Here is a 20,530-nt window from a genome sequence, read left to right as displayed (position 1 = left end):
ACGTACGACAGGCGCACGCACGACAGGCGGACCGCGGCCCCGCTCAAGCTGGGCGTGAGCCCCGCCCCCGTCGGTGCTCTGCCCTCCCGGGCACGCCGTAGGGGCCCGGAAGCCCGCTGGCGCAGGGGGCGTTGCTCGGCACGTCGTGCCGCCGCACGGCGTGCGCCCGAGCACGGACCGCGCGCAGGCCGGCCGGTGTACAGCACTTCATGGGAACGACCCGGTCCCGCGCCACAGGATCGCCGGACCGGGAACCCCGCCGGGCCCGACAGCCCGGAGCGACATCGCCCGGTCCCGAGGTGGATGCCCCGGGACCGGGCGACCAGGAGCCGCAGCGGCGGGCCGCCAGAGGCGGGCACGTCGCGGCGATGAGCGAAGGACACCATGCACACCCAGGACGGCAACAACCCGACGGGCGTGACCCGTTCGGCGTTCACCCGACGGGGCTTTCTCGCCACCGCGGCGGCAGGCGCCGTCGTCGCCACCGCCGAGAGCGCGACGGTGCCGACGCCGGCGAGCGCGGCGACCGAGGCCGGCGCCAGGACCGGGACCGAGTCCGGGGCAGCGCCGCCTGCCGGGACAACAGGCGCACCCGCCGACACGGCACACACGACGCGACGCACCGACGACGAGCCCCGCCCTGCCCGGGGCGGACCGACCGGACCTGGCCCGGCCGCACCCACCTACAACAGCCTCACCCCGTTCCGTGACCCCCTGCGCATCCCCGCGACCGTCGGGAAGACCCGGGCCGACGGCGTCTCGTACGCCACCGTGCGGATGCGGGCGACCACGACCCGCCTGCACTCCCAGCTGCCGCCGACCCCCGTCTGGGCCTACGACGGCCAGGTGACCGGCCCCACGTTCGAGGTCCGCCGGGGCGAGAAACTCCGCGTGACCTGGGCCAACGAACTGTCCGGCGATCTCCCGGTGACGGTCGTCGAGGTGCCCAACGCCACGACGACGCCCGCGCTCTGGGACCAGCCGGGGCGCGGCGGGGTCGCCGGGCGCGAGGATGTGGCCGCCCTGCGGCCGTGGACGGTGGTCCATCTGCACGGCGCGCTCACGGGCGGAGGCAACGACGGCTGGCCCGAGAACGGTGTCCAGCCGGGCACCTCGCAGCTGTCGGAGTACCCCAACGAGCAGCGTGCGGCGGCGCTCTTCTACCACGACCACGCCATGGGCGTCACCCGGTGGAACGTGATGGCGGGACTGTCCGGCATGTACCTGGTCCGTGACGAGGAGGAGGACGCCCTCGGCCTTCCCGGCGGGGCGTACGAGATTCCCCTGATGCTCGCGGACCGCAATCTGGAGACCGACAACGAGGGCCGCCTCACCGGCCGGCTGCTGCACAAGACGATCGTCGTGCACAGTGAACCCCTCGTGCAGATGCGGGCGTTCACCGGCCCGTTCACCACCGTCAACGGGGTGATCTGGCCGTATCTGCGGGTCGAGCCGCGCTGGTACCGCTTCCGGGTCGTCAACGCCGCCAACACCCGCCAGTACCGGCTGACGCTCACCGACGAGAACGGGCGTGCCGTGCCGTCCGGCAGCGTGTACCAGATCGGCACAGATCACGGACTGCTGGCGGAACCGGTGCCGGTGGACGGCACCGACGGGCTGACGCTGGGCTCCGCCGAGCGGGCCGACCTGCTGATCGACTTCTCGTCGTTCCGCGGTCGCCGGCTGCGGCTGACGAACACCAACCCCAATCCCGACCCCGGGCCGTGGCCGCAGGTGATGGAGTTCCGGGTGGACGAGCGTCCCGTCCACGACCCCTTCACCCTGCCGCGGCGGCTGAGCGACGGCTCCCTCGGGGACGACGGAACCGGCACCCCGGCCGCCCCTCGGTCGCCGACCGAGCGCCTGGTGGTGCTGACGCCGATGGGCCCCGGTCAGGCCCTGTGCTGGGAGATGGTGAAGACGGAGGCGCCGCCGGGTGGGCTTCCGGCCGACGGCATCGTGCAGATCAAGGAGGACGACGGCACCCTGACCACGTACCGCCGCGCGGCGGCGGACTTCCACGACCCGGTGCGCTTCTTCGTCCGTACCCGCGGCTGGGAGCGGTGGCGGTTCCTGCACGTGGCGCCGTCGGGCTGGCCGCATCCGATGCACATCCACGCCACGAGTTTCCGGGTGGTGAGCCGGGAGTCGTACGACGTCAGCGGGTTCACGCCGTTCCCGATGCCGGACGGCGGCATCGGCTGCGGCACCGCTGCCCCGCTGCGCCGGACCGGCGCCACGGCCGTGCCGCCCGGCGAACGGGGCTGGAAGGACACGGTGCGGGTCGCAGCGGGTGAACTGGTCACGGTGGACGGCTACTTCGGGGACTCCGCCGGCAGGTTCGTCTACCACTGCCACATGCTCGAACACGAGGACATGGGCATGATGCGCCAGTTCGTCGTCGTTCCCGGGCAGATCCAGGACATCGGCATGCCGTCGTCGGGTGAGCACTCCACGGAGACACACCAGTGAGCGACGGGGGCGGCCGGAAGGCCGGGGAAGCGGGCGGCCGGGGACTGGCGCTGCTGGTCGCCGGGGCCTTCTTCATGGAGTACCTGGACGGCACGATCATCTCGACGGCCGCCCCCGACATGGCCGCCTCCTTCGGGGTGCGGCCGGCCGACATCGGCGTCGCCATGACGGCGTACTTCGTCGCGCTGGCCGTGTTCATCCCGGTGAGCGGATGGGCCGCCGACCGCTACGGCGCACGCCGGGTCTTCGTCTGGGCGATCGCCGTGTTCACCCTCGCCTCGGCGCTCTGCGCGGCGGCGGACGGGTTGCCCGAGCTGGTCGTGACGCGCGTCGTGCAGGGCATCGGCGGGGCGATGATGGTGCCCGTCGGCAGGCTGGCGGTGCTGCGCACCACAAGGAAGTCCGATCTGCTGCGGGCGATCGCCTGGCTTACCTGGCCCGGTCTGCTGGCCCCGGTCCTGGCACCCGCGCTCGGCGGGCTGTTCACGACGTATGCCTCCTGGCACTGGATCTTCCTGGTGAACGTGCCGTTGGGCGTGCTGGCGCTGCCGTTCGCCCTGCGGCTCGTCCCCGATCTCCGGCAGCCGGAGCGACCACGGCTCGACTGGGTGGGCTTCGGGGCCGGCGGGGCAGGGCTGGCGGCGCTGGTGCTGGGCCTGGAGCGGCTCGGCGATGCGCCCGCCGCCTGGGGAGCAGGCGCGTCCTGGCTGACCGCGGGAGCCGTCCTCTGCCTGGTGACGGTACGTCACTTCCGGTGCAGCCGTCGTCCGTTGCTCGACCTCGGCGCCCTGAAGGTGGACACCTTCCGGGTGTCGACCGCGGGTGGCGCCCTGTTCCGCGCGGCGATCACCGCCGTTCCGTTCCTGCTGCCGCTGATGTTCCAGGAGGGCTTCGGCTGGAGTGCCGCGACCGCCGGCGTGGTGCTCATCGCGGTGTTCGCGGGCAACGTCGCCGTCAAGCCCTTCACCACCCCGCTGCTGCGCCGCTTCGGCTTCCGTACGGTGCTGATGGTGAACGGGGTCGCCACGGCGGTGACCTTCGTGCTGTGCGGGCTGCTCGGCCCGCACACCCCGCCGGCCGTGGTGGTGTCCGTGCTGTTCGTCAGCGGTGTGTGCCGGTCCGTCTCGCTCAGCGCGTACACGACGATCGGCTTCGCCGACATCGACCCGGACCGCACCAGCGACGCCAACGCGCTGTCCAGCACGGTGCAACAGCTCGCCACCGGCCTCGGAGTCGCCTTCGGCGCCCTCGCACTGCGCGCGGCGGGCCCGGTCGCGCCACTCCTCGGCCTGACGGGCCCCACGGCCCCCTACCGGGTGGCGTTCGCGCTGCTCGCCGTGCTTCCCCTGGTCGCGGAGGCGGCACGGCTACGGCGGGACGCCGGGGCGGTGGTCACCGGTGCGGCCCATGCACCTCACGCAGGAGCTGGTACAGCTGTTCGCTGAGGCCACGGGTTTCCGCCAGCCGCCGTGCCGCCACCGGATCGGGGGTCACGGTGCGGTGGGCGCGTGCGCGGAGCAACGGAGCCGTCAGCGAGGGCAGGGCGCCGAGCGCGTGCCGGGCGAGCAGCGCGGCGCCGAAGCCGGAGCCCGCGGTGTCGTCGGTGATCTCCAGCGGCATGTCGAGCGCGGCGGCGACGATCTCCGCCCACAAGGTGGAGCGCAGGGCGCCCCCGGTGGCCCGCACCGAGGTGATCGGGGCGTCGGCGGCCAGCAAGGAGTCACGTACCAGAGCGAGTTGCTGCCCCACTCCTTCGATCATGGCCCGGGTCATGTGGGCCCTGCCGTGGCCGCGGCGCAGTCCGATCAGGGCGCCGCGCGCGTCCGGGTCCCACCAGGGTGCGCGTTCCCCGAGCAGGTGCGGCAGGGCGATCAGCCCCTCGGCGCCGGGCTCGACCTCACGCGCCTCCTTCAGAAGGTCGCCCACGTCGACGCCGCCGAAGGACTCGGCCGCCCACTGCGCGACGACCCCGGCGTTGCTGACCGCCCCGCCGAGTACCCACAGCCCGTCCGCGAGGTGGTAGCAGAACACCCGGCAGCGTTCGTCCACGCCGGGCCGGTCGCGTACGACACGGAGGGCACCGCTGGTGCCGAGCGACAGCGCGGCCGTGGCCGGCGCGGTGGCTCCGACGGCGAGATTGGCGAGGGGGCCGTCCCCGGCGCCCGCCACCACGGGCAGCCCGGCGGGCAGTCCCAGGGCGGCGGCGACTTCGGGCAGCAGCGTGAACGCGGCGGTCGGCGGCACCAGTTCGGGCAGCCGGTCGGCGCTCACCCCTGCGATGTCGAGCGCCGGTCCGTGCCATCGGGTGGTGCGCATGTCCAGCAGGCCGGTGGCGGAGGCGCAGGACAGGTCGGTGACGAGGCTGCCGGTGAACCGCGAGAGGACGTAGTCCTTCAGGCCGCACCAGGTGGCCGTACGCCGGACGAGTTCCGGCTTGTGTGCCGTGAACCAGGCGAGTTTGGTGAGCGGGGCCATGGAGTGCACGGGGGTTCCGGTCGCCCTGTGCAGGGCGTCGGCGCTCCCGGCCGCCCGCAGGCCTCGGGCGATGCCGGCGGCCCGCGTGTCCGCCCAGCTCAGCGCCGGGGTCAGCGGTTCGCCGGAGGAGTCCAGGGCGAGCAGAGTGTGCAGGGCCGCGCTGAAGGACAGGGCGACGACCGTGAGACCGCGCCCGGCGCAGACACCGGCGCTCTCCCTGACCGCTTCGACCGCTCCCGCCAGCACCGTCTCCGGGTCGTGGACGGCCTCCCCGTGCCGTCCGGTGCGCAGAGGCGCGGGACGCTCGACGGTCGAGACCACGCGGTGGGCGCCGTCCACCGCGACCACCTTGGTCGCGGTGGTACCCAGGTCGATCGCGAGCACCACCTGGGCCTCGTCCTTCATCACTGTCTCCGTCTCCGTTTCCGTGGCTGTCCCGACTCGGCGTGCTGTCGCGTGGGTTCGGATGGATGCCGGCCCCGCGCCCAGGGGCAGGGGGGCAGGACGCGGGGCCGGCTGCCTGAGAGCCCGCCGTCCGGGGGCCGGGCCGCCGAAGGGCGGCCGCATCGCTCAGCGGGCGGGGTAACACGACGTACATCTGCGGATGCCGAGGACCGTAACAGCATGTGGGACTCAAGCCAATATGTTGCACACGCAAGCCTGCATATCCCCGAACAGTTGCACAGCATCATCATCGTGGTTCAGTATGTTGTTCTGCGTACAGTATTTGGTTCAGAAGGTAGGTCAACGTGTCAGGTCATCCGGAGGTGGGCGTCGCCGGCCTCGGAGTCATGGGTTCGGCCATCGCCCGCAGACTGCTGCGGCGTGAACGCACTGTGCGGGTCTACGACGTCCGCCAGGACGCGGTGGCGGAGCTCGTCGGGGACGGGGCGGCCCCGGCGGACTCGGCGGCGCAGCTCGCCTCGTCCTCCGCGGTGATCCTCTCCCTCAACACCGCCGACGTCGTCGAGCAGGTGGTCTTCGGCCCCGAGGGGGTCCTGACCGCCGCACCCGAGGGCGTACTCGTCATCGACATGTCCAGCATCGACCCCGGGCGCACCCGCGACTTCGCCGAACGCGCGGCGAAGCTCGGCGCCGGCTGGGTCGACGCTCCTCTGTCGGGCGGCGCGCCGGGCGTGGAACGCGGCGAGCTCACGCTGTTCCTCGGCGGCGAGGACGATCAGGTGGCACGGGCGCTGCCCGTACTCGGCGCCCTCTCCTCCCAGCTCACCCACCTCGGCCCGGCCGGCTCGGGACAGCTGGTCAAGTCCGTCAACCAGGTGCTGGTCGGCTGCGGATTCGCCGCCCTCGCCGAGGCCGCCGCGCTGACCCGGGCGGCCGGCCTGCCACCACGACAGGTACGGGCGGCGCTCAGCGGGGGCAGGGCCGACTCGGCGCTGCTCCAGGAGTTCTTCGTGAAGTTCGCCGAGATCGATCTCACGCCCACCGGACGGGTCAGCAACATGGTCAAGGACCTGGAGGCGGCCCGCGACTACGCGCGCTCGCAAGGAGTGCCGCTGCCGGTCACCACCGCCGTCTCCGAACTCCACCGCTGGCTGTCCGCGGCGGGCCACGCCGACGCCGACAACGCCGCGCTCATGCACTACTACGGAACCGACACCGAGAACGGAACCGGAAACGGTCCGAGGGAAGGCCAGTCATGACGGTTTCAGCCAAGGGGCCTTCCCTGTTCGACCTCTCCGGGCGGCTGGCCCTGGTGACCGGCTCCAGCAAGGGCATCGGATTCGCCCTGGCCGCGGGGCTGGCCGAGGCGGGCGCCGAACTCGTCCTCAACGGCCGCGACCCCGAGGCCCTGGAACGCGCTCGTGCCGCACTCGCCGAACGCACCGGAACCAAGGTGCACGCCGTGCCCTTCGACGTCACCGAAGAGACGGCCGTACAGGCGGCGGTCCAGGAGATCGAGAACGGGATCGGCCCGCTGGACATCCTGGTCAACAACACCGGCGTACAGCACCGCGAACCGCTCCTGGAGGTCTCCGCCGAGAACTTCGAGCGGGTCCTGCACACCAACCTCACCAGCGCCTTCCTGGTCGGCCGCACGGTGGCCGCGGGCATGGTCGGGCGCGGCCGCGGAAAGATCGTCAACATATGTTCCGTACAGACCTGGCTCGCCCGCCCCGGCATCGCCGCCTACGCGGCCTCCAAGGGCGGCCTCGCGATGCTGACCCGGGGCATGTGCGCGGAGTGGGCCGGATCGGGACTGTCGGTCAACGGGCTGGCACCCGGCTATGTGGTCACCGAGCTGACCCGCCCCCTCGTCGACGACCCCGCGTTCGGCTCCTGGATCCGGGGCCGCACCCCGGCCGGACGCTGGGCCTCGGTCGAGGATCTCGTCGGCACGCTGGTGTGGCTGTCCGCCCCCGCGTCGGACTTCGTCAACGGCCAGGTGATCGCCGTCGACGGCGGCCTGACCGCGGTCATCTGAGAAGGACCGAGAACATGAACGCAGCAACCTCATCGAGCTCGAACTCATCCAACTCGACCTCATCGACCTCATCGAACTCATCCACGATGCGAGCGGTCGTGGCTCACGCGGCGGGCGACCTGCGCCTGGAGGAGCGGCCGGTGCCGGATCCCGGCCCCGGCGAGGTGGCCGTCGACATCCGCTACGGCGGGATCTGCGGCTCCGACCTGCACTACTGGCGACACGGGGCGGTCGGCGAGTTCCGGCTGCGCGAACCACTGGTCCTCGGTCACGAGATCGTCGGCCGGGTACGCGCGGCAGGCCCCGGCACGCAGGCCCCACCGCCCGGCACCCCGGTGGCCGTGCACCCGTTGGCCTCCTGCGGCACGTGCCGGCAGTGCGCGGCGGGACGGCGCAACACCTGTCTGGACACCGGCTATCTCGGCAGCGCCGCCCGCAACCCCCACGTCCAGGGCGGATTCGCCGATGTCCTGGTCGTGCCCGCGGAACGGGTCCTGCCCCTGCCCGAGGGCCTTGACCTGCGGCTGGCCGCGGTCGCCGAGCCCGCGGCGGTCGCCTGGCACGCGGTACGGCAGGCCGGCGACGTACGCGGCAAGCGGGTCCTGGTCACCGGCGCCGGACCGATCGGCTGCCTGGTGGTCGCCGCCCTGCGCGCCGCCGGTGCCGGTGAGATCACCGTGACCGACGTCCACGAGGCGCCGCTGGCGGTCGCCAAGCAGGTGGGCGCCGACGCGACCGTCCGGATCGGCGGCACCTCGAGTGCCGTGGACGGGCTGGAAGAACTCGCGGCGGACATCGCCATCGAGTCCTCGGGCAACCCCGCCGGGCTGCGCACATGCGTGTACGGCGTGGACCGGGGCGGTCTGGTGGTGGGTCTCGGCCTGCTCCCGCCCGGGGACACCCCGGTCGCCGCGAACGCGGTGATCACGCGGGAGCTGCGGCTGGTCGGTTCCTTCCGCTTCGACACCGAACTCGGCGAGGTGCTCCATGCGCTGGCCGACGGCCGCCTCCCGGTCGACCCGGTGGTGACGTCCGTACTGCCCGTGACGCGCGTCGGCGAAGCGTTCGCACTGGCAGCCGACCCGGCGCGATCCTGCAAGGTGCTCCTGGACTTCGCGGATCCGACGACGCTCTGAGGGCGAGGCAGGCATGGGCCGGCCCGCGGGAAGTGACGACAGTGGGGCCCACCGCCCGGCGGCGGCCCCGCCCCTCCCGCGCCGGTTCCACGTCGCAGTCGGGCGAGGCGAGCGGACGCTCTGTCCCGCCGGGCCACCTCCTGGCCTGCCCGGACCGACTCCGCTTACCCGCCACCGCCCCTTCCCACCAAGGGAGTTCAGCATGTCCGACACCCCCGTCCCCGCTCCGCGCGTCGCCGTCAGCCGCGCCGGCCTGCCCGGGCCCGCCGTCCGGCGGCTCGCCTCGCGGTACGACGTCACCGCATGGGCGGGGACGGCACCGCCCACCCCCGCCGAGCTGGGCGCACTGGTCCAGGGCTGCGAAGGGCTGCTCGTCCTCGGCAGTGACCGGGTGGACGCCGCCCTGCTGGACGCGGCCGGCCCCGGCCTCCGTGTCGTGGCGCTGGCGTCGATGGGTTACGACGGCGTGGACGTCGACGCCGCGGTCGCGCGCGGCGTGGTGGTCACCCACACCCCCGACGTACTCGCCGAGACCACCGCCGACGTGGCGATGGCACTGATCCTGATGGCACGGCGACGCCTCGGGGCGAGCATGGACGCGTTGCGGCGCGGCGAGTGGGGCGCCTTCAGGATGGACGCCTTCCTGGGGCTGGACGTCCAGGGCGCGACGCTCGGGCTGATCGGCTACGGGCAGATCGCCAAGGCCCTCGCGCGCCGGGCGGCCGGATTCGGGATGCGGATCCAGCACCACCATCCGCGCCGCAAGGAGGACGACGAGCTGTCCCACTGGGTCACCTTCGAGGAACTGCTGCGGACCAGCGACGTGGTGTCCGTGCACACTCCGCTGACACCCGAGACCACCGGCATGATCGGCGCCCCGGAGCTCGCTCTGATGAAACCGACGGCGACGCTCGTCAACACCGGACGGGGCGGGGTCGTCGACGAGGCGGCCCTGCTCACCGCGCTGCGCGACGGGAGCCTGCACTCGGCGGGGCTGGACGTGATGACCAACGAGCCGCGAACGGACCCTGCCGATCCGTTGTTCGCCGAACCGCACCTGGTGGTGCTGCCGCACGTGGGCTCGGCAACGGAGGCCACGCGGGCGGCGATGGTGGAACTGGCGGCGCGCAACATCGAGGCCGTACTGGACGGGCAAGGGGCGTCGACCCCGCTGCCGGGGACCAGCGGGCGGCCCGCGCGATGAACAGCGCGGCCCGGCCCGTCGCCTGTCGGCGGTGAGGGGACCTGCGGGTAGGGGGTTGGCCGCGCGCCTCACGGGTACTCCGACGATCTTCCGATACGAGCCGTGGGGAAGAGGAAGGTGCCGGTGCCTGAGAAGAACGTGAACGATACGAAGAACATCTTTGTGATCGGCCTCGACGAGGCCAACCTGCCGACACTCCAAGCGGTGCCGGGTGCGAAGTCACTGCGTTACCACCCCTTGCTGTCGACGGAGGAGCTGCAGGGCGGCGAGGTGTCGGTGCCGGAACTGATCGACAAGGCGCAGGGGGTGCTGGACGCCTTCGACGGAAGCATCGACGCGATCGTCGGCTACTGGGACTTCCCGGTCAGCACGCTCGTACCCATCCTCAGCCGGCGCTACGGCACCCGCAGCACCAGCCTGGAGTCGGTGGTCAAGTGCGAGCACAAGTACTGGAGTCGACTCGAGCAGCAGAAGGCCACCGACAGGATTCCGCGGTTCGGCAAGGTCGATCTGGAGTCTGACGATCCGCGGCCTCCCGAGGGCGTGCGGTTCCCCATGTGGCTCAAGCCCGCCCTCTCGTACTCCTCCGAACTCGCCTTCGGCGTCAAGGACATGGACGAGTTCCGTGCCGCCGTGGCCGAGATCCGTGAGGGCATCGCCCGGGTCGGCCGGCCCTTCGAGTACATCCTCGACCGGATCGAGCTGCCGCCCGAGATGGACGGCGTCGGCGGCCAGGTCTGCCTCGCCGAGGAAGCGATGTCAGGGATCCAGGTCGCCGTCGAGGGCTATGTGCATCAGGGCGAGGTGACCGTCTACGGCACGTTGGACTCCATCAACTACCCCGACACCTCCTGCTTCCTGCGCCACCAGTACCCCTCGACGCTGCCGCCGCCGGTGATCGACCAGCTCCGCGACGTCACCGAGCGGGTGATGCGCCGGATCGGCTTCGACTCGGCCACCTTCAGCGTGGAGTATTTCTACGACCCGCAGACCCAGGAGGTCAGTCTCCTGGAGATCAACCCCCGGCACTCCCAGTCCCACGCCGAACTGTTCCAGTACGTCGACGGCGTACCGAACCACCACTGCATGGTCAGCCTCGCCCTCGGCGACGACCCGCACATGCCGCACCGTGAGGGCCCGTACGCGATGGCCGCGAAGTGGTACTACCGCTGGTTCACCGACGGTGTGGTGGGCCATGTGCCCTCGCCCGAGGACATCGCCCGCATCGAGCGTGAGACCGACGGCCTACGCGTGGACGTCACGCCCCACGAGGGGCAGCCCCTGTCGGGTCTGTCCCAACAGGACAGCTACAGCTTCGAGTTGGCCCACGTCTTCACCGGCGGCAACGGCGAGGAGGAGCTGCGGGAGAAGTACGACCACTGCGTGGCCGCACTGGGATTCACCTTCGACGAGAGCCCGCAAGAGTAAGGAGCGCGTCGGCCTTATGCGTTACGTGACCAACCTGCCGTACGCCACGAAGGAAGAGGAGCACGTCAGCATCCCCATGCCCGACGGCGTACAGCTGTCGGCACGCGTCTGGCGTCCCACGTCCTCGGACAACGAGCCCGTGCCCGCGGTGCTGGAGTACATCCCCTACCGCAAACGCGATCTCACCTCCGTTCGGGACTCCATCCACCACCCGTACATCGCCGGGCACGGCTATGCCTGCGTCCGCGTCGACGTGCGCGGCACCGGTGACTCGGAGGGGGTGCTGAAGGACGAGTACCTGGAACAGGAACAGGCCGACGCCGAAGAGGTCCTCGCCTGGCTGGCCGAGCAGCCCTGGTGTGACGGCACCACCGGCATGATGGGCATCTCCTGGGGTGCCTTCGCCGCTCTCCAGGTGGCCGCCCGGCGGCCGCCGAGCCTGCGCGCCATCGCCATCGCGTCCTTCACCGACGACCGGCACGCCGACGACATGCACTACATGGGCGGGGCCATGCTCTCGGACAACCTCGCCGAGGCGGGCACCATGTTCGCCTACGCCACGTGCCCGCCCGACCCCGCCGTGGTCGGCGACCGCTGGCGCGACATGTGGCACGAGCGCCTGGACAACACCGGCCCCTGGGTCCTTCCATGGCTGCGCCACCAGCGCCGCGACGACTACTGGCGGCACGCCTCGATCTCCGAGAACTACCAGGACGTGCGCTGTCCCGTCCTCGCCTCCAGCGGCTGGGCGGACGGCTACTCCAACGCCGTGACCCGCCTGCTCGGCAACCTGGACGTGCCCCGCAAGGGACTGATCGGCCCCTGGTCGCACAAGTTCCCCCACCTCGGAGAACCCGGGCCGGCCATCGGCTACCTCCAGGAAGTGGTGCGGTGGTGGGACCACTGGCTCAAGGGCGTCGACAACGGCGTCATGGACGGCCCCATGCTGCAGACGTGGATGCAGGACAGCGTTCCCCCGTCCACGTCGTACGAGGAGCGGCCGGGTCGTTGGGTGGCGGAACCCACGTGGCCGTCTCCGCAGATCCACCCGGTCACGTACCCGCTGACCCGGCACCGGATCGGCTCTCCGGGCGAGGACGGGGCGGTCGGCGAAGGGGACGGCGCCGCGATGACCGTGCGCTCCCCTCTGTCGGTCGGCCAGTTCGCGGGCAAGTGGGCCTCGTACAACGCACCCCCGGACCTGCCCTACGACCAGCGGGAAGAGGACGGCGGCTCACTTGTCTTCGAGACCGACGCCCTGACCGAACGGCTGGAGATCCTGGGCTCCCCGGCCGTGGAACTCGACATCTCGGCCGACGAGCCGGTCGCGATGGTGGCCGCGCGCCTGTCCGACGTAAGCCCCGATGGCGCCGCCACCCGAGTCACGTACGGTCTGCTCAATCTCACCCGGCGGGACAGCACCGAGGACCCCGAGCCGCTGGAGCCGGGCCGGCGCTACCGCGCGACCGTCCACCTCAACGCAGTGGCGCAGGCGTTCCCGCCCGGACACCGCATCCGCCTCTCCCTGTCCACGTCGTACTGGCCACTCGCCTGGCCGCCGCCCAAACCGGCCCTGCTGAGCGTCCACGAGGGCTCCAGCACCCTCATGCTCCCCGTCCGCCCGACGGACGAACCCGACGAGGTGCCCGCCAAGCCGTTCGAGGAGCCCGAAGGGACGCCGCCCCTGGCCGTGTCCCGGCTGACGCCCCCGGAGCAGCGGTGGGACGTGAAACGTGACCTGATCGGCTATCACGCCGAACTGGAGATCGTGAAGGACCAGGGTCTGGTCCGCTTCGACGAGATCGGCCTCGATGCCGGCCGTCGCGCCTACGAGCGCTACGCGACAGTCGCCGACGACTTCACGTCGGTGCGCGGCGAGTCCACGTGGACCATGCGGTTCCGGCGCGAGGACTGGGACGTTCGCGTGGTGACCCACACCCGGCTCAGTTGCGACGAGCGGGACTTCTTCGTGGACGCCACCCTGGACGGCTACGAGGGTGACCGCCGGGTGTTCTCCCGCACGTGGAACGAGACGGTGCCGCGCGACTTGCTCTAGGCGGGTCGACCTCTCGCGTGTCACGCGGCAGCCGGCGTGCTGCCGATAGGCCGGTCTTGACGGGGTATCCGGGAAACGACAGCGATGTCCCGTCGATGCCGAGGAGGTACGCGCCATGCGCGCTTTACAGCGCTGGCTCGACCGCAGTCTGACCGCGCAGACGATCGTGATCTTCCCGTTGGCGGTGGGGATCGCCGCCCTGTTCCGCCGGAACGAACATCCGGTCCTGTGGGTGGTTCATGGCGCGATCTACGCCGCCATCACCATCGCGTGCCTGGCCGTGCAGCGTCGCAGGGTCGGCCGGGCGGTCGGCACCGACCCGGGTGGAATCGCCGATCTGAACCGCAAGATCCGGCACCGCGAGGTGCCGACGGATCCCGAGGAGCGGGCGACCATGCGACGGCTGGTCGCCGAGCAGCTGGGGAAGATGGAGCGGGGAGGCCGGTGGCTGCCGTACTGGCTGGGCCTGATGGGCTTGATCGCGATCGGAATTCTTGCTCTCGGGGTGGCCGCCGACTCATTGACCTTTCCCTTGATCTTCGCGGTCGCCATGTCGGGGTTCTGTTACTGGGTCATCCGGATGCGTCGCCTCGCCATGGACCGTCATCGCCACATGCGGTCAGCCCTGCAGGGCGAGGGCGAACGGGTGTCGTAGGCCTGCTGCGCCCGGACACCCGTCGACGTATGCCGTCAGCGCATGGGAGGCAGGCCGGGCTCCGGTCGCACCTGCAGTGAGTTCAGAGTGAACGCCAGCAGGTGGTAGTGGCCCACCAGCATCGGCAGTTCGATCAGCTGACGCTCAGTAAGATGCCTGGCCAGCCCTTCCCACGTCGGCCGACTGATGCGTGCCCCGGAGCGCAACTCGTCCGTCGCCCGCAACAGCAGCGACTGCCGTTCCGTCCAGCCCTCAGCGTCGGGACCCGCCGTCACACGGTCCATGTCGTCCGGTGACAACCCGGCCTTCTCGGCGATCCTCACGTGCTGGCCCCACTCGTAGGGCGAATCGCAGTTGCGTGCCACCCGGAGAATCACCAACTCGCGGTCGGCGAACGGGAGTTCGCCCGCGAGCAGCAGTTGGCTGCTGAACGGAAGCCAGGCGGCGAACAACTCCGGATGACGGGCGATCGTGGCGAAGACATGTGCCTCGCCGAGCGAAGACACCCCGAGCCCGAGTGAGCCGATGTCGGCGGACAACGTCTCCCGCACGGACTCGTCCCACTCCTCGGCAGGCTGCGGAGGAATCCTGGGCGCGGCGGGCGACAGCGGCGACTCTGGCACGCGGCCACGCTACGCCACACACGGGCCGGAGGAAACGCCGACGACAAGCCACCTCGCCTGACGACAAGTGGCGTACGCGCGGGACTGGTTGGGTCCGGCGGTACGAGACGCGGATCGGCGACCGGCCCTCGGAGTCCGGCTGGATCGGCCCCGAATCGGGCCGACTCGTGCAGATGCATTGACCCCTGGCAGGCGGCGCGCTTTCATCGCCTGCATCCTCGTGAGTCCTCCGCGCAGGGCCGGGGCACGGGGGTAGTAGTGGGACGGCTGCGGCCGTCCCCGGCCGAAGGGGGAACCACCCGATGAGACCTTGCTTACGCCTCTCCACGACCGCCGCCCTGGCGGTCGCCCTCACCTGTCTCGTCCAGCCCGCGGGGGCGGCGAGCGACGATCAGGTCCCGCGTACGGAACGGATCAGTGTGGCCCCCGACGGCACCAGCGGCAACGGCCACTCGGTGGACCCGGTGGTCAGCGCGGACGGACGCGTCGTGGCCTTCCAGTCGTCGGCGACCAATCTGGTGCCCGGCACAGACGTGCGGAACAGCGTCTTCTACCGCACCGCTCCCGGCGCACCCTTGCAGCGTGTGGCGGTGCCGGGCGAGACGACGTCGACGCCCCAGCTGTCCGAGTCGGGGCGCTACCTGACCTTCACCTCGTACTCGGCCACGACCGGGACCTCCTCCGTGCACGTGACGGACCTGCGCACCGGGTCCACCGAACGTCTGGCGCCCGCGATGGACGAGGGCTACCACGTGTCGTACGGCATCGCGCCGATCAGCGCGAGTGGACGGTACGTCGCCTTCGTCGCCCGACCCACCGTCGACGAGAACGGCGCGTTCGCCTGCCGCGTCATGCTGCTGGANGTACGGCATCGCGCCGATCAGCGCGAGTGGACGGTACGTCGCCTTCGTCGCCCGACCCACCGTCGACGAGAACGGCGCGTTCGCCTGCCGCGTCATGCTGCTGGACCGACGGACCCAGCACGTACGGCGGGTCAGCCGGCCCTCGGACGGATCGAAGAACTTCCACCAGTGCCAGCAGATCTCCATAAGCGCCGACGGCCGCAAAGTCGCCTATCTGGAGGGCTACTCCGGGCCGGCCGCCGACGACCAGGGCGACATCCTGGTGTACGACCGGGTGACCGGGCACACCGTGCAGGCCGATGCCACTCATGACGATGCGCCGGCCGACATGTCGGCGATCGCCCCGGTGCTCAGTGCCGACGGCTCCAAGGTCGGCTTCAACTCGCAGGCCACCAACCTGGTCCCGGACGCCGATACGAACAACGGCTGGAACGCCTTCGTCCGTGATCTGCGCACCGGCACCCTGCGGCGGTACGAGGGCCACTCCCCCACGGATCTCACCCTGGTGTCGGACCTGTCGGTGAACGGCTCGAAACTGCTCCTCAACACGGCGGACGCGGACCGCAGGACACTGGGGCTGATCCTGCGCGATCTGCGCACCGGCGACGAGCAGTTGCTGTCACCGGGACAGGACGGCAAACCCGTCACCGTGGGGCGAGCGGCACTGAGCGCCGACGAGTCGACGGCCGTCTTCGACTCCTACTACCCCGGCCTGGTGCCCGACGACACGAACCTGATCGGGGACGTGTTCGTCCGCACCTTGCGCTGAGCCGCCGGGCCGCAAGGGGGACGGCTACGGCCACAGCGGCGACCTCGGCCGGTGACCGGGTCTGCGGTATCGCCGGTGGTACCGCGGACCGGTCGCGTCGTCTGCGTACGTCCGGCATGGTTCGGCCGGGACCGCCCCACCCGCCGACAACCCGTGCCGTCTTGGCACGGTGGAACGACGCACCGATCCTTCAGACTGTCGGCATCGGCGGGACCGTCGGAGCAAGAGGAGGCGTGCAGCGCTTGGATCACGACGCCATCGCGGAGGTGCTGCGGCAGCGGATCCTGCACGGGGAGCTCGCCCCGGGAGACCGGCTGCCCACCCAGGCGCAGCTGTCCGAGGAGTTCGGGGCGGAGCGCGGCACGGTGCGCAAAGCCGTGGACCTGCTGAGGGAAGAGGGGCTCCTGACCCGGGCCACCAGAGGCTCCCAGCCCTACATCGCCGAGCAGCCTGGACCCGGGCAGCCGGGCCAGGCACCCTCCACGACCAGGCTGAACGGTCCCCTCATGGCCGCCTTCGAGGCGCCGCACGTCACGGTGGAGGCGTTCACGCTCACCGGGGAATCGCTCAGCCCGCACCTGTCGCTGTGCGCCGAGCGTTTCAGAAACGGGACGATGCCACCCCCTCGTTCGGTCACCGTACGGATCCTGCTGCCCGTCGTCGCGGACAGCCTCCCCCTGTTGCGGGCCGTCGGCGCCCCGCGGGACGCGCGCCCCAGACAACGACTGGCCGAGCTGAGGCGCCGCCAAGCCGCCCACCTACAGGGCACCGTGTCCGGCATTCGGGACGACGGCCTGACCGAGTCCGCGACCTTCGAGGTCCGACAGGCGCCGATCGCGCCCTTCCAAAAGCTCTACATCCTGAACGAGTCGGAAGCACTGTCCGGCCATTACCAGGCCGTCCGCCGCCCGTACGAGTTCGGAGACGACGACGTCCTCGATGTGCACGACCTCATGCGACTCGGGGCAACCCTGTTCCATCACACCGCGGGAAGTCCCTTCGTCGAGAAGGCACGTGACTGGTTCGCCTACCACTGGTCGAGCACCGATACCGTCCCGTTCGAGACCCCTGCCTGATCTCCACGCTATCGTCGGATACCGGAAGTGCCGTACAGGCAAAGGGTGGTGGGGGATTGCGCATCCTGTTCGTCCACGGGACCGGTGTACGACGCGAGCGCTTCGACGCCCTGTGCGCTCTCATCGGCGACCGTCTCGCACCGCTCCTTCCCGACGCCGAACTGGTCCCCGCCTACTGGGGCGACGATCACGGCGCCAACCTCACCGGCGTGCGGTCCCTGCCGGGCACGCTGACGACCAGGGGCGCCCCACTGCCGGACCCGCTCGCACAGGACGTGGCCCAGTGGGCCCTTCTCCTCGCGGACCCACTGTGCGAACTACGCGCCGTCGCGACCGCCCTCGACCCCGAGGACGGACTCGGCACGCCCGGGGTGCAGGCGCAGGGCCGGACCGTCGCCGACCTCCTCGCCTACGGGCCCTCGTCTGAGGAGCTGTCGGATCTGCTCCGCGCGACGGAACTGATCGAGCACTACCCGGGCGCCGTTCACCTCGTGGCGCAGGCCGATGAGTTCCAGGAGGCCTGCACCCGCGCCCGCCACGCGTACGACGCGCGCGAGGTGGCGGAGTGCGCCGCGCGTGCGGTGGTCGCCCGCATGCTCGACTCCTCGGGCGAGGCCGCCTTGTGCACGGGCGACGAGCGCGACCGCGTGGTGGTCCTCCTCACCGCACTGCTCGGCGGCACGGCCCGAGTGCCCGGCGGCAGGGCGACTGCCGCCCTCGGCACCCTGGCGCTGCGCCTGTTCACGCAACCCGCCCTGAACCATTGGCGCCGGCCTCTCACCACCGGATCCTTACCGGCCGTCGGTGACATCCTCCGCTACCAGGCGCGCGGGGCGGCCCTGCGCACCTTCCTGCACCAGCAGGTGACCCTCAGCAGCGAGCCGACCGTCCTGATCGGGCACAGCCTCGGTGGCATCGCCCTGGTCGATCTGCTCGCGCTGACCGCCGGGCGTGGTGAACGCCTCTCGCAGGTACGCCTGTTGGTGACCGTCGGCTCGCAGGCACCGTTCCTGCACGAGATCGGGGCGCTGACCGGGCTACCACCCGGCGCCCCGCTCCCGGAGGGCTTCCCGGCCTGGCTGAACCTCTACGACCGCCACGACCTGCTCGCGTTCCGCGCCACGCCCGTCTTCCCGGACGACACCCGGGTGAGCGATCACGAAATCGGCAGCCGCCAGCCCTTCCCGGTCTCCCACAGCGCGTACTGGAAGCTGCCCGCCACCTACGAGCGGATCGCGGCCGCCGTGCGGTCGTCTGTCGGCGCTTCGGAGGTACTTGAGTGAGCGCGGACACCACCCCTTTGTCCGTCGTCTCGCCCACCAGGACATACGCCTTGATCGTGGGCATCGAGAGCTACGAGGTGGCCTCGTCCTGGGACCTGCCGGGAGCGGCTCGCGACGCCGTGCGCATCGCCGACTGGCTGACCGGTCCTGGCGGGGTCCCTCAGGGCAACGTGCACCTGTTCACCTCGCCGATCGAGGCCGGCCGACACCGTTGCCGCGTTCCGGGCAAGGCGGCCACGGCGCAGAACATCCAGCGGGCCCTCTTCGACGAACTGCCCGAATGTGACGGGGACCTGCTCTGGATCTTCTGGGCCGGCCACGGCTACCAGGACGGCGCGAGCCAGCTCCTGCTGCCCTACAGCGACGCCACCGCCCGAAGAACCGTGCATCTCAATCTCGACGCCGCACTGCGCTGGCTGAACGGACTGCCGGGCGGCTGCTTCCGCCACCAGATCGCCATCGCCGACGCCTGCCGGGTGGACGAACGCCTCGCCCGGGGACTGACGCTGGGATCCGTCGACTACGGCAGCAGTGCGGCCCGCTCCGACCGCAGGCAGTTCCGGCTGTACGCGGCCAGACCCGGAGAGGCCGCGCAGAACCTGGCGGATCGCGGGGCCGGTCTGTTCACCGAGCACCTCCTGGAGGAACTCTCCGAGTTGACGGCGGGGCAGGGCGCGGAGCAGCTGCCCCACCTCGCCCGCCGCCTGCGGGGAAGGTTCCTGAGGCTCAAAGCGGACCAGCGTGCCTGGCAAGTGCCACAGTTCATCATCGACCGCGACTGGGACGGCTCGTCCCTCTTCGGCAACCACTGGGGCGATGCCCCGGCCGAGCGTGTCCCCCGCCTCGACGACGCCGCTTGGCGCGAGCTGGCCACGCTGGCCGCCGAACAGGACCTGCCCGCCTACACCTACGACGCGATTTCGTGGGCGTTCGCCACCGCCGAATGCGCCGCACCACCGATCAGTACCCTGCCGCCGCCCGACGACGGTCTGACCGAGCTCGTCCGCGATCTGGAGCAACGCCAGGGGCGGTCCCGGCTGCCCTTCTCCCTGCTGTTCGCCCGCTGTCTGGCCGCCTACGCCGAGAACCGCGACTGGGGCGAACGCCTGGACTCCTGGGTGGACCGCACGTCCGCCCGGCTCCGCGTCGGCGCTGTACCTCCCGCGCCCGCCCGTCGCACGACGGCACCCGAACTGCACGTACAACTGCGCAAATCCAGTGTGGAGGCAGCCTATTGGGTGGACGTGTGGCTGCACCACGACAGTTTCGACGCGGTGTGGTGCTCGCAGGACCCGCTGGACGTGCCATCCGCCCAGCTGGAACTGGGCCGTCAACTCGGCACGCTTCTCGACCGGTTCTCCGCGAACGGTGCCGAGCAGACCTGCATCGGCCGTATCGAGTTCCATCTGCCCTTCGAGCTGCTGCCCGAGCACGTGGAGGACTGGGAGCTGCCGATCGGGCGGCGGGGCCGACCGCAGCGCCTCGGCTTGCAGTTCGAGGTAGTGGTGCGCTGCCCGGAGGAGCGCACGGGGGCGGCCTACCACCTGTGGAAGCGCAAGTGGGCCTGGTTCAAGGCGTACGGCGGCGGCGAATGGGCGCTGTTCACCCCGGGCACGGGACTGCCGTCCCAGCCCATCTGGCTGGTCGGTCGGCACGCGCTGTCCACCCACCTCGGCGTGGAGCTGCAGGCCGACCGACATCTGCCGGTGTGCGTCCTGGCCGGGGTGTCCGAGGCGCAACTGCCGGACGCCCTCGACGCGGTTCTCGACGCGGGGGTTCCGATCGCCGTGTGGCGGCGCGACGGCCCGCCGCACGGCGATGCGTTCAGCGCCGACGCAGCGGGCCTCGACCGGGCGCTCGGTCCCGCGGGCACACACGTCGACCTGCGCGAACTACCGTACAAACTACGTCGGTTGCGGATCGAGGGAATCGCGGTGCAGCCGCAGGAACAGACGTGGCAGCACGGTCTCGCGCTGCTCTGGGACGATCCGGACCGCAGGCCCGAACGCCAGCGGCTCGGCTAGAACGCGGCGGGGACCCATCC

15 protein-coding genes are annotated in these 20,530 nt (G+C 71.2%); 13 read left to right on the top strand and 2 right to left on the bottom strand.

From position 1 onward, the window contains the following. Positions 1-384: 384 nt before the first annotated feature. Complete coding sequence (locus tag ACWBNA_RS40085; protein ID WP_482709488.1) at positions 385-2,472, top strand: multicopper oxidase family protein; 2,088 nt, start codon at positions 385-387, stop codon at positions 2,470-2,472. Next, positions 2,469-3,917, top strand: a complete 1,449-nt coding sequence (locus ACWBNA_RS40080; protein ID WP_482709487.1) for an MDR family MFS transporter — start codon at positions 2,469-2,471, stop codon at positions 3,915-3,917. Before ACWBNA_RS40085 ends, ACWBNA_RS40080 begins: the two co-directional genes overlap by 4 nt. On the opposite strand, the gene ACWBNA_RS40075 is transcribed toward ACWBNA_RS40080, so the two are convergent. Further along, entirely contained in the window at positions 3,865-5,352 is a 1,488-nt protein-coding gene (locus ACWBNA_RS40075; protein ID WP_482709486.1) for a gluconokinase, read from the bottom strand. The two genes, ACWBNA_RS40080 and ACWBNA_RS40075, sit on opposite strands and share 53 nt — an antisense overlap. Positions 5,353-5,696: 344 nt before the next feature. On the opposite strand from ACWBNA_RS40075, the gene ACWBNA_RS40070 reads away from it, so the two are divergent. The 7 genes from ACWBNA_RS40070 to ACWBNA_RS40040 all read left to right on the top strand — a co-directional run bounded on the left by ACWBNA_RS40070 (position 5,697) and on the right by ACWBNA_RS40040 (position 13,872). Continuing rightward, positions 5,697-6,611, top strand: coding sequence for an NAD(P)-dependent oxidoreductase (locus tag ACWBNA_RS40070; RefSeq protein WP_482709485.1), 915 nt, complete (start codon positions 5,697-5,699; stop codon positions 6,609-6,611). Beyond that, positions 6,608-7,393, top strand: coding sequence for an SDR family NAD(P)-dependent oxidoreductase (locus ACWBNA_RS40065; RefSeq protein ID WP_482709484.1), 786 nt, complete (start codon positions 6,608-6,610; stop codon positions 7,391-7,393). Before ACWBNA_RS40070 ends, ACWBNA_RS40065 begins: the two co-directional genes overlap by 4 nt. 86 nt (positions 7,394-7,479) lie before the next feature. Then, positions 7,480-8,529 (top strand): L-idonate 5-dehydrogenase, encoded by a 1,050-nt coding sequence (locus ACWBNA_RS40060; protein ID WP_482709483.1) that lies wholly within the window; start codon positions 7,480-7,482, stop codon positions 8,527-8,529. Between the two features lie 202 nt (positions 8,530-8,731). Next, complete coding sequence (locus tag ACWBNA_RS40055; RefSeq protein WP_482709482.1) at positions 8,732-9,733, top strand: 2-hydroxyacid dehydrogenase; 1,002 nt, start codon at positions 8,732-8,734, stop codon at positions 9,731-9,733. Between the two features lie 123 nt (positions 9,734-9,856). Then, positions 9,857-11,161 (top strand): ATP-grasp domain-containing protein, encoded by a 1,305-nt coding sequence (locus ACWBNA_RS40050; RefSeq protein ID WP_482709481.1) that lies wholly within the window; start codon positions 9,857-9,859, stop codon positions 11,159-11,161. A gap of 16 nt (positions 11,162-11,177) precedes the next feature. Further along, positions 11,178-13,217: a CocE/NonD family hydrolase gene (locus tag ACWBNA_RS40045; protein ID WP_482709480.1), complete on the top strand. Its 2,040-nt coding sequence runs from the start codon at positions 11,178-11,180 to the stop codon at positions 13,215-13,217. 115 nt (positions 13,218-13,332) lie between these two features. Continuing rightward, complete coding sequence (locus ACWBNA_RS40040) at positions 13,333-13,872, top strand: hypothetical protein (protein WP_482709479.1); 540 nt, start codon at positions 13,333-13,335, stop codon at positions 13,870-13,872. 35 nt (positions 13,873-13,907) lie between these two features. Here the strand turns inward: ACWBNA_RS40040 and ACWBNA_RS40035 are convergent, their stop codons facing one another. Further along, positions 13,908-14,495 (bottom strand): carboxymuconolactone decarboxylase family protein, encoded by a 588-nt coding sequence (locus tag ACWBNA_RS40035; RefSeq protein WP_482709478.1) that lies wholly within the window; start codon positions 14,493-14,495, stop codon positions 13,908-13,910. A 957-nt stretch (positions 14,496-15,452) separates the two neighbouring features. On the opposite strand from ACWBNA_RS40035, the gene ACWBNA_RS40030 reads away from it, so the two are divergent. The 4 genes from ACWBNA_RS40030 (at position 15,453) to ACWBNA_RS40015 (ending at position 20,510) form a co-directional block, all read left to right on the top strand. After that, positions 15,453-16,127, top strand: coding sequence for a TolB-like translocation protein (locus tag ACWBNA_RS40030; RefSeq protein WP_482709477.1), 675 nt, complete (start codon positions 15,453-15,455; stop codon positions 16,125-16,127). Between the two features lie 242 nt (positions 16,128-16,369). Next, on the top strand, positions 16,370-17,203 hold the full coding sequence (locus ACWBNA_RS40025; RefSeq protein ID WP_482709476.1) for a GntR family transcriptional regulator: 834 nt from the start codon (positions 16,370-16,372) through the stop codon (positions 17,201-17,203). Positions 17,204-17,259: 56 nt separating this feature from the next. After that, entirely contained in the window at positions 17,260-18,486 is a 1,227-nt protein-coding gene (locus ACWBNA_RS40020; RefSeq protein ID WP_482709475.1) for a hypothetical protein, read from the top strand. After that, positions 18,483-20,510 carry a VMAP-C domain-containing protein gene (locus ACWBNA_RS40015; RefSeq protein ID WP_482709474.1) on the top strand — a complete coding sequence of 676 codons (2,028 nt, stop codon included), beginning with the start codon at positions 18,483-18,485 and terminating at the stop codon, positions 20,508-20,510. The genes ACWBNA_RS40020 and ACWBNA_RS40015 overlap by 4 nt, the downstream gene beginning before the upstream one ends. Positions 20,511-20,530: the final 20 nt, after the last annotated feature.

This window comes from Streptomyces sp. Q2, from assembly GCF_056820935.1.
The sequence above is the reverse complement of the archived record's forward strand: the minus strand, read 5'-3'. Positions and strand labels throughout refer to the sequence as shown.

Excerpts from the sequence above, each read along its gene's own strand:
- ACWBNA_RS40055 (WP_482709482.1), top strand. The coding sequence starts at position 8,732 with ATGTCCGACACCCCCGTCCCCGCTCCGCGCGTCGCCGTCAGCCGCGCC.
- ACWBNA_RS40085 (WP_482709488.1), top strand. The coding sequence starts at position 385 with ATGCACACCCAGGACGGCAACAACCCGACGGGCGTGACCCGTTCGGCG.
- ACWBNA_RS40065 (WP_482709484.1), top strand. The coding sequence starts at position 6,608 with ATGACGGTTTCAGCCAAGGGGCCTTCCCTGTTCGACCTCTCCGGGCGG.
- ACWBNA_RS40045 (WP_482709480.1), top strand. The coding sequence starts at position 11,178 with ATGCGTTACGTGACCAACCTGCCGTACGCCACGAAGGAAGAGGAGCAC.
- ACWBNA_RS40060 (WP_482709483.1), top strand. The coding sequence starts at position 7,480 with ATGCGAGCGGTCGTGGCTCACGCGGCGGGCGACCTGCGCCTGGAGGAG.
- ACWBNA_RS40075 (WP_482709486.1), bottom strand. The coding sequence starts at position 5,352 with ATGAAGGACGAGGCCCAGGTGGTGCTCGCGATCGACCTGGGTACCACC.
- ACWBNA_RS40030 (WP_482709477.1), top strand. The coding sequence starts at position 15,453 with ATGCTGCTGGACCGACGGACCCAGCACGTACGGCGGGTCAGCCGGCCC.
- ACWBNA_RS40040 (WP_482709479.1), top strand. The coding sequence starts at position 13,333 with ATGCGCGCTTTACAGCGCTGGCTCGACCGCAGTCTGACCGCGCAGACG.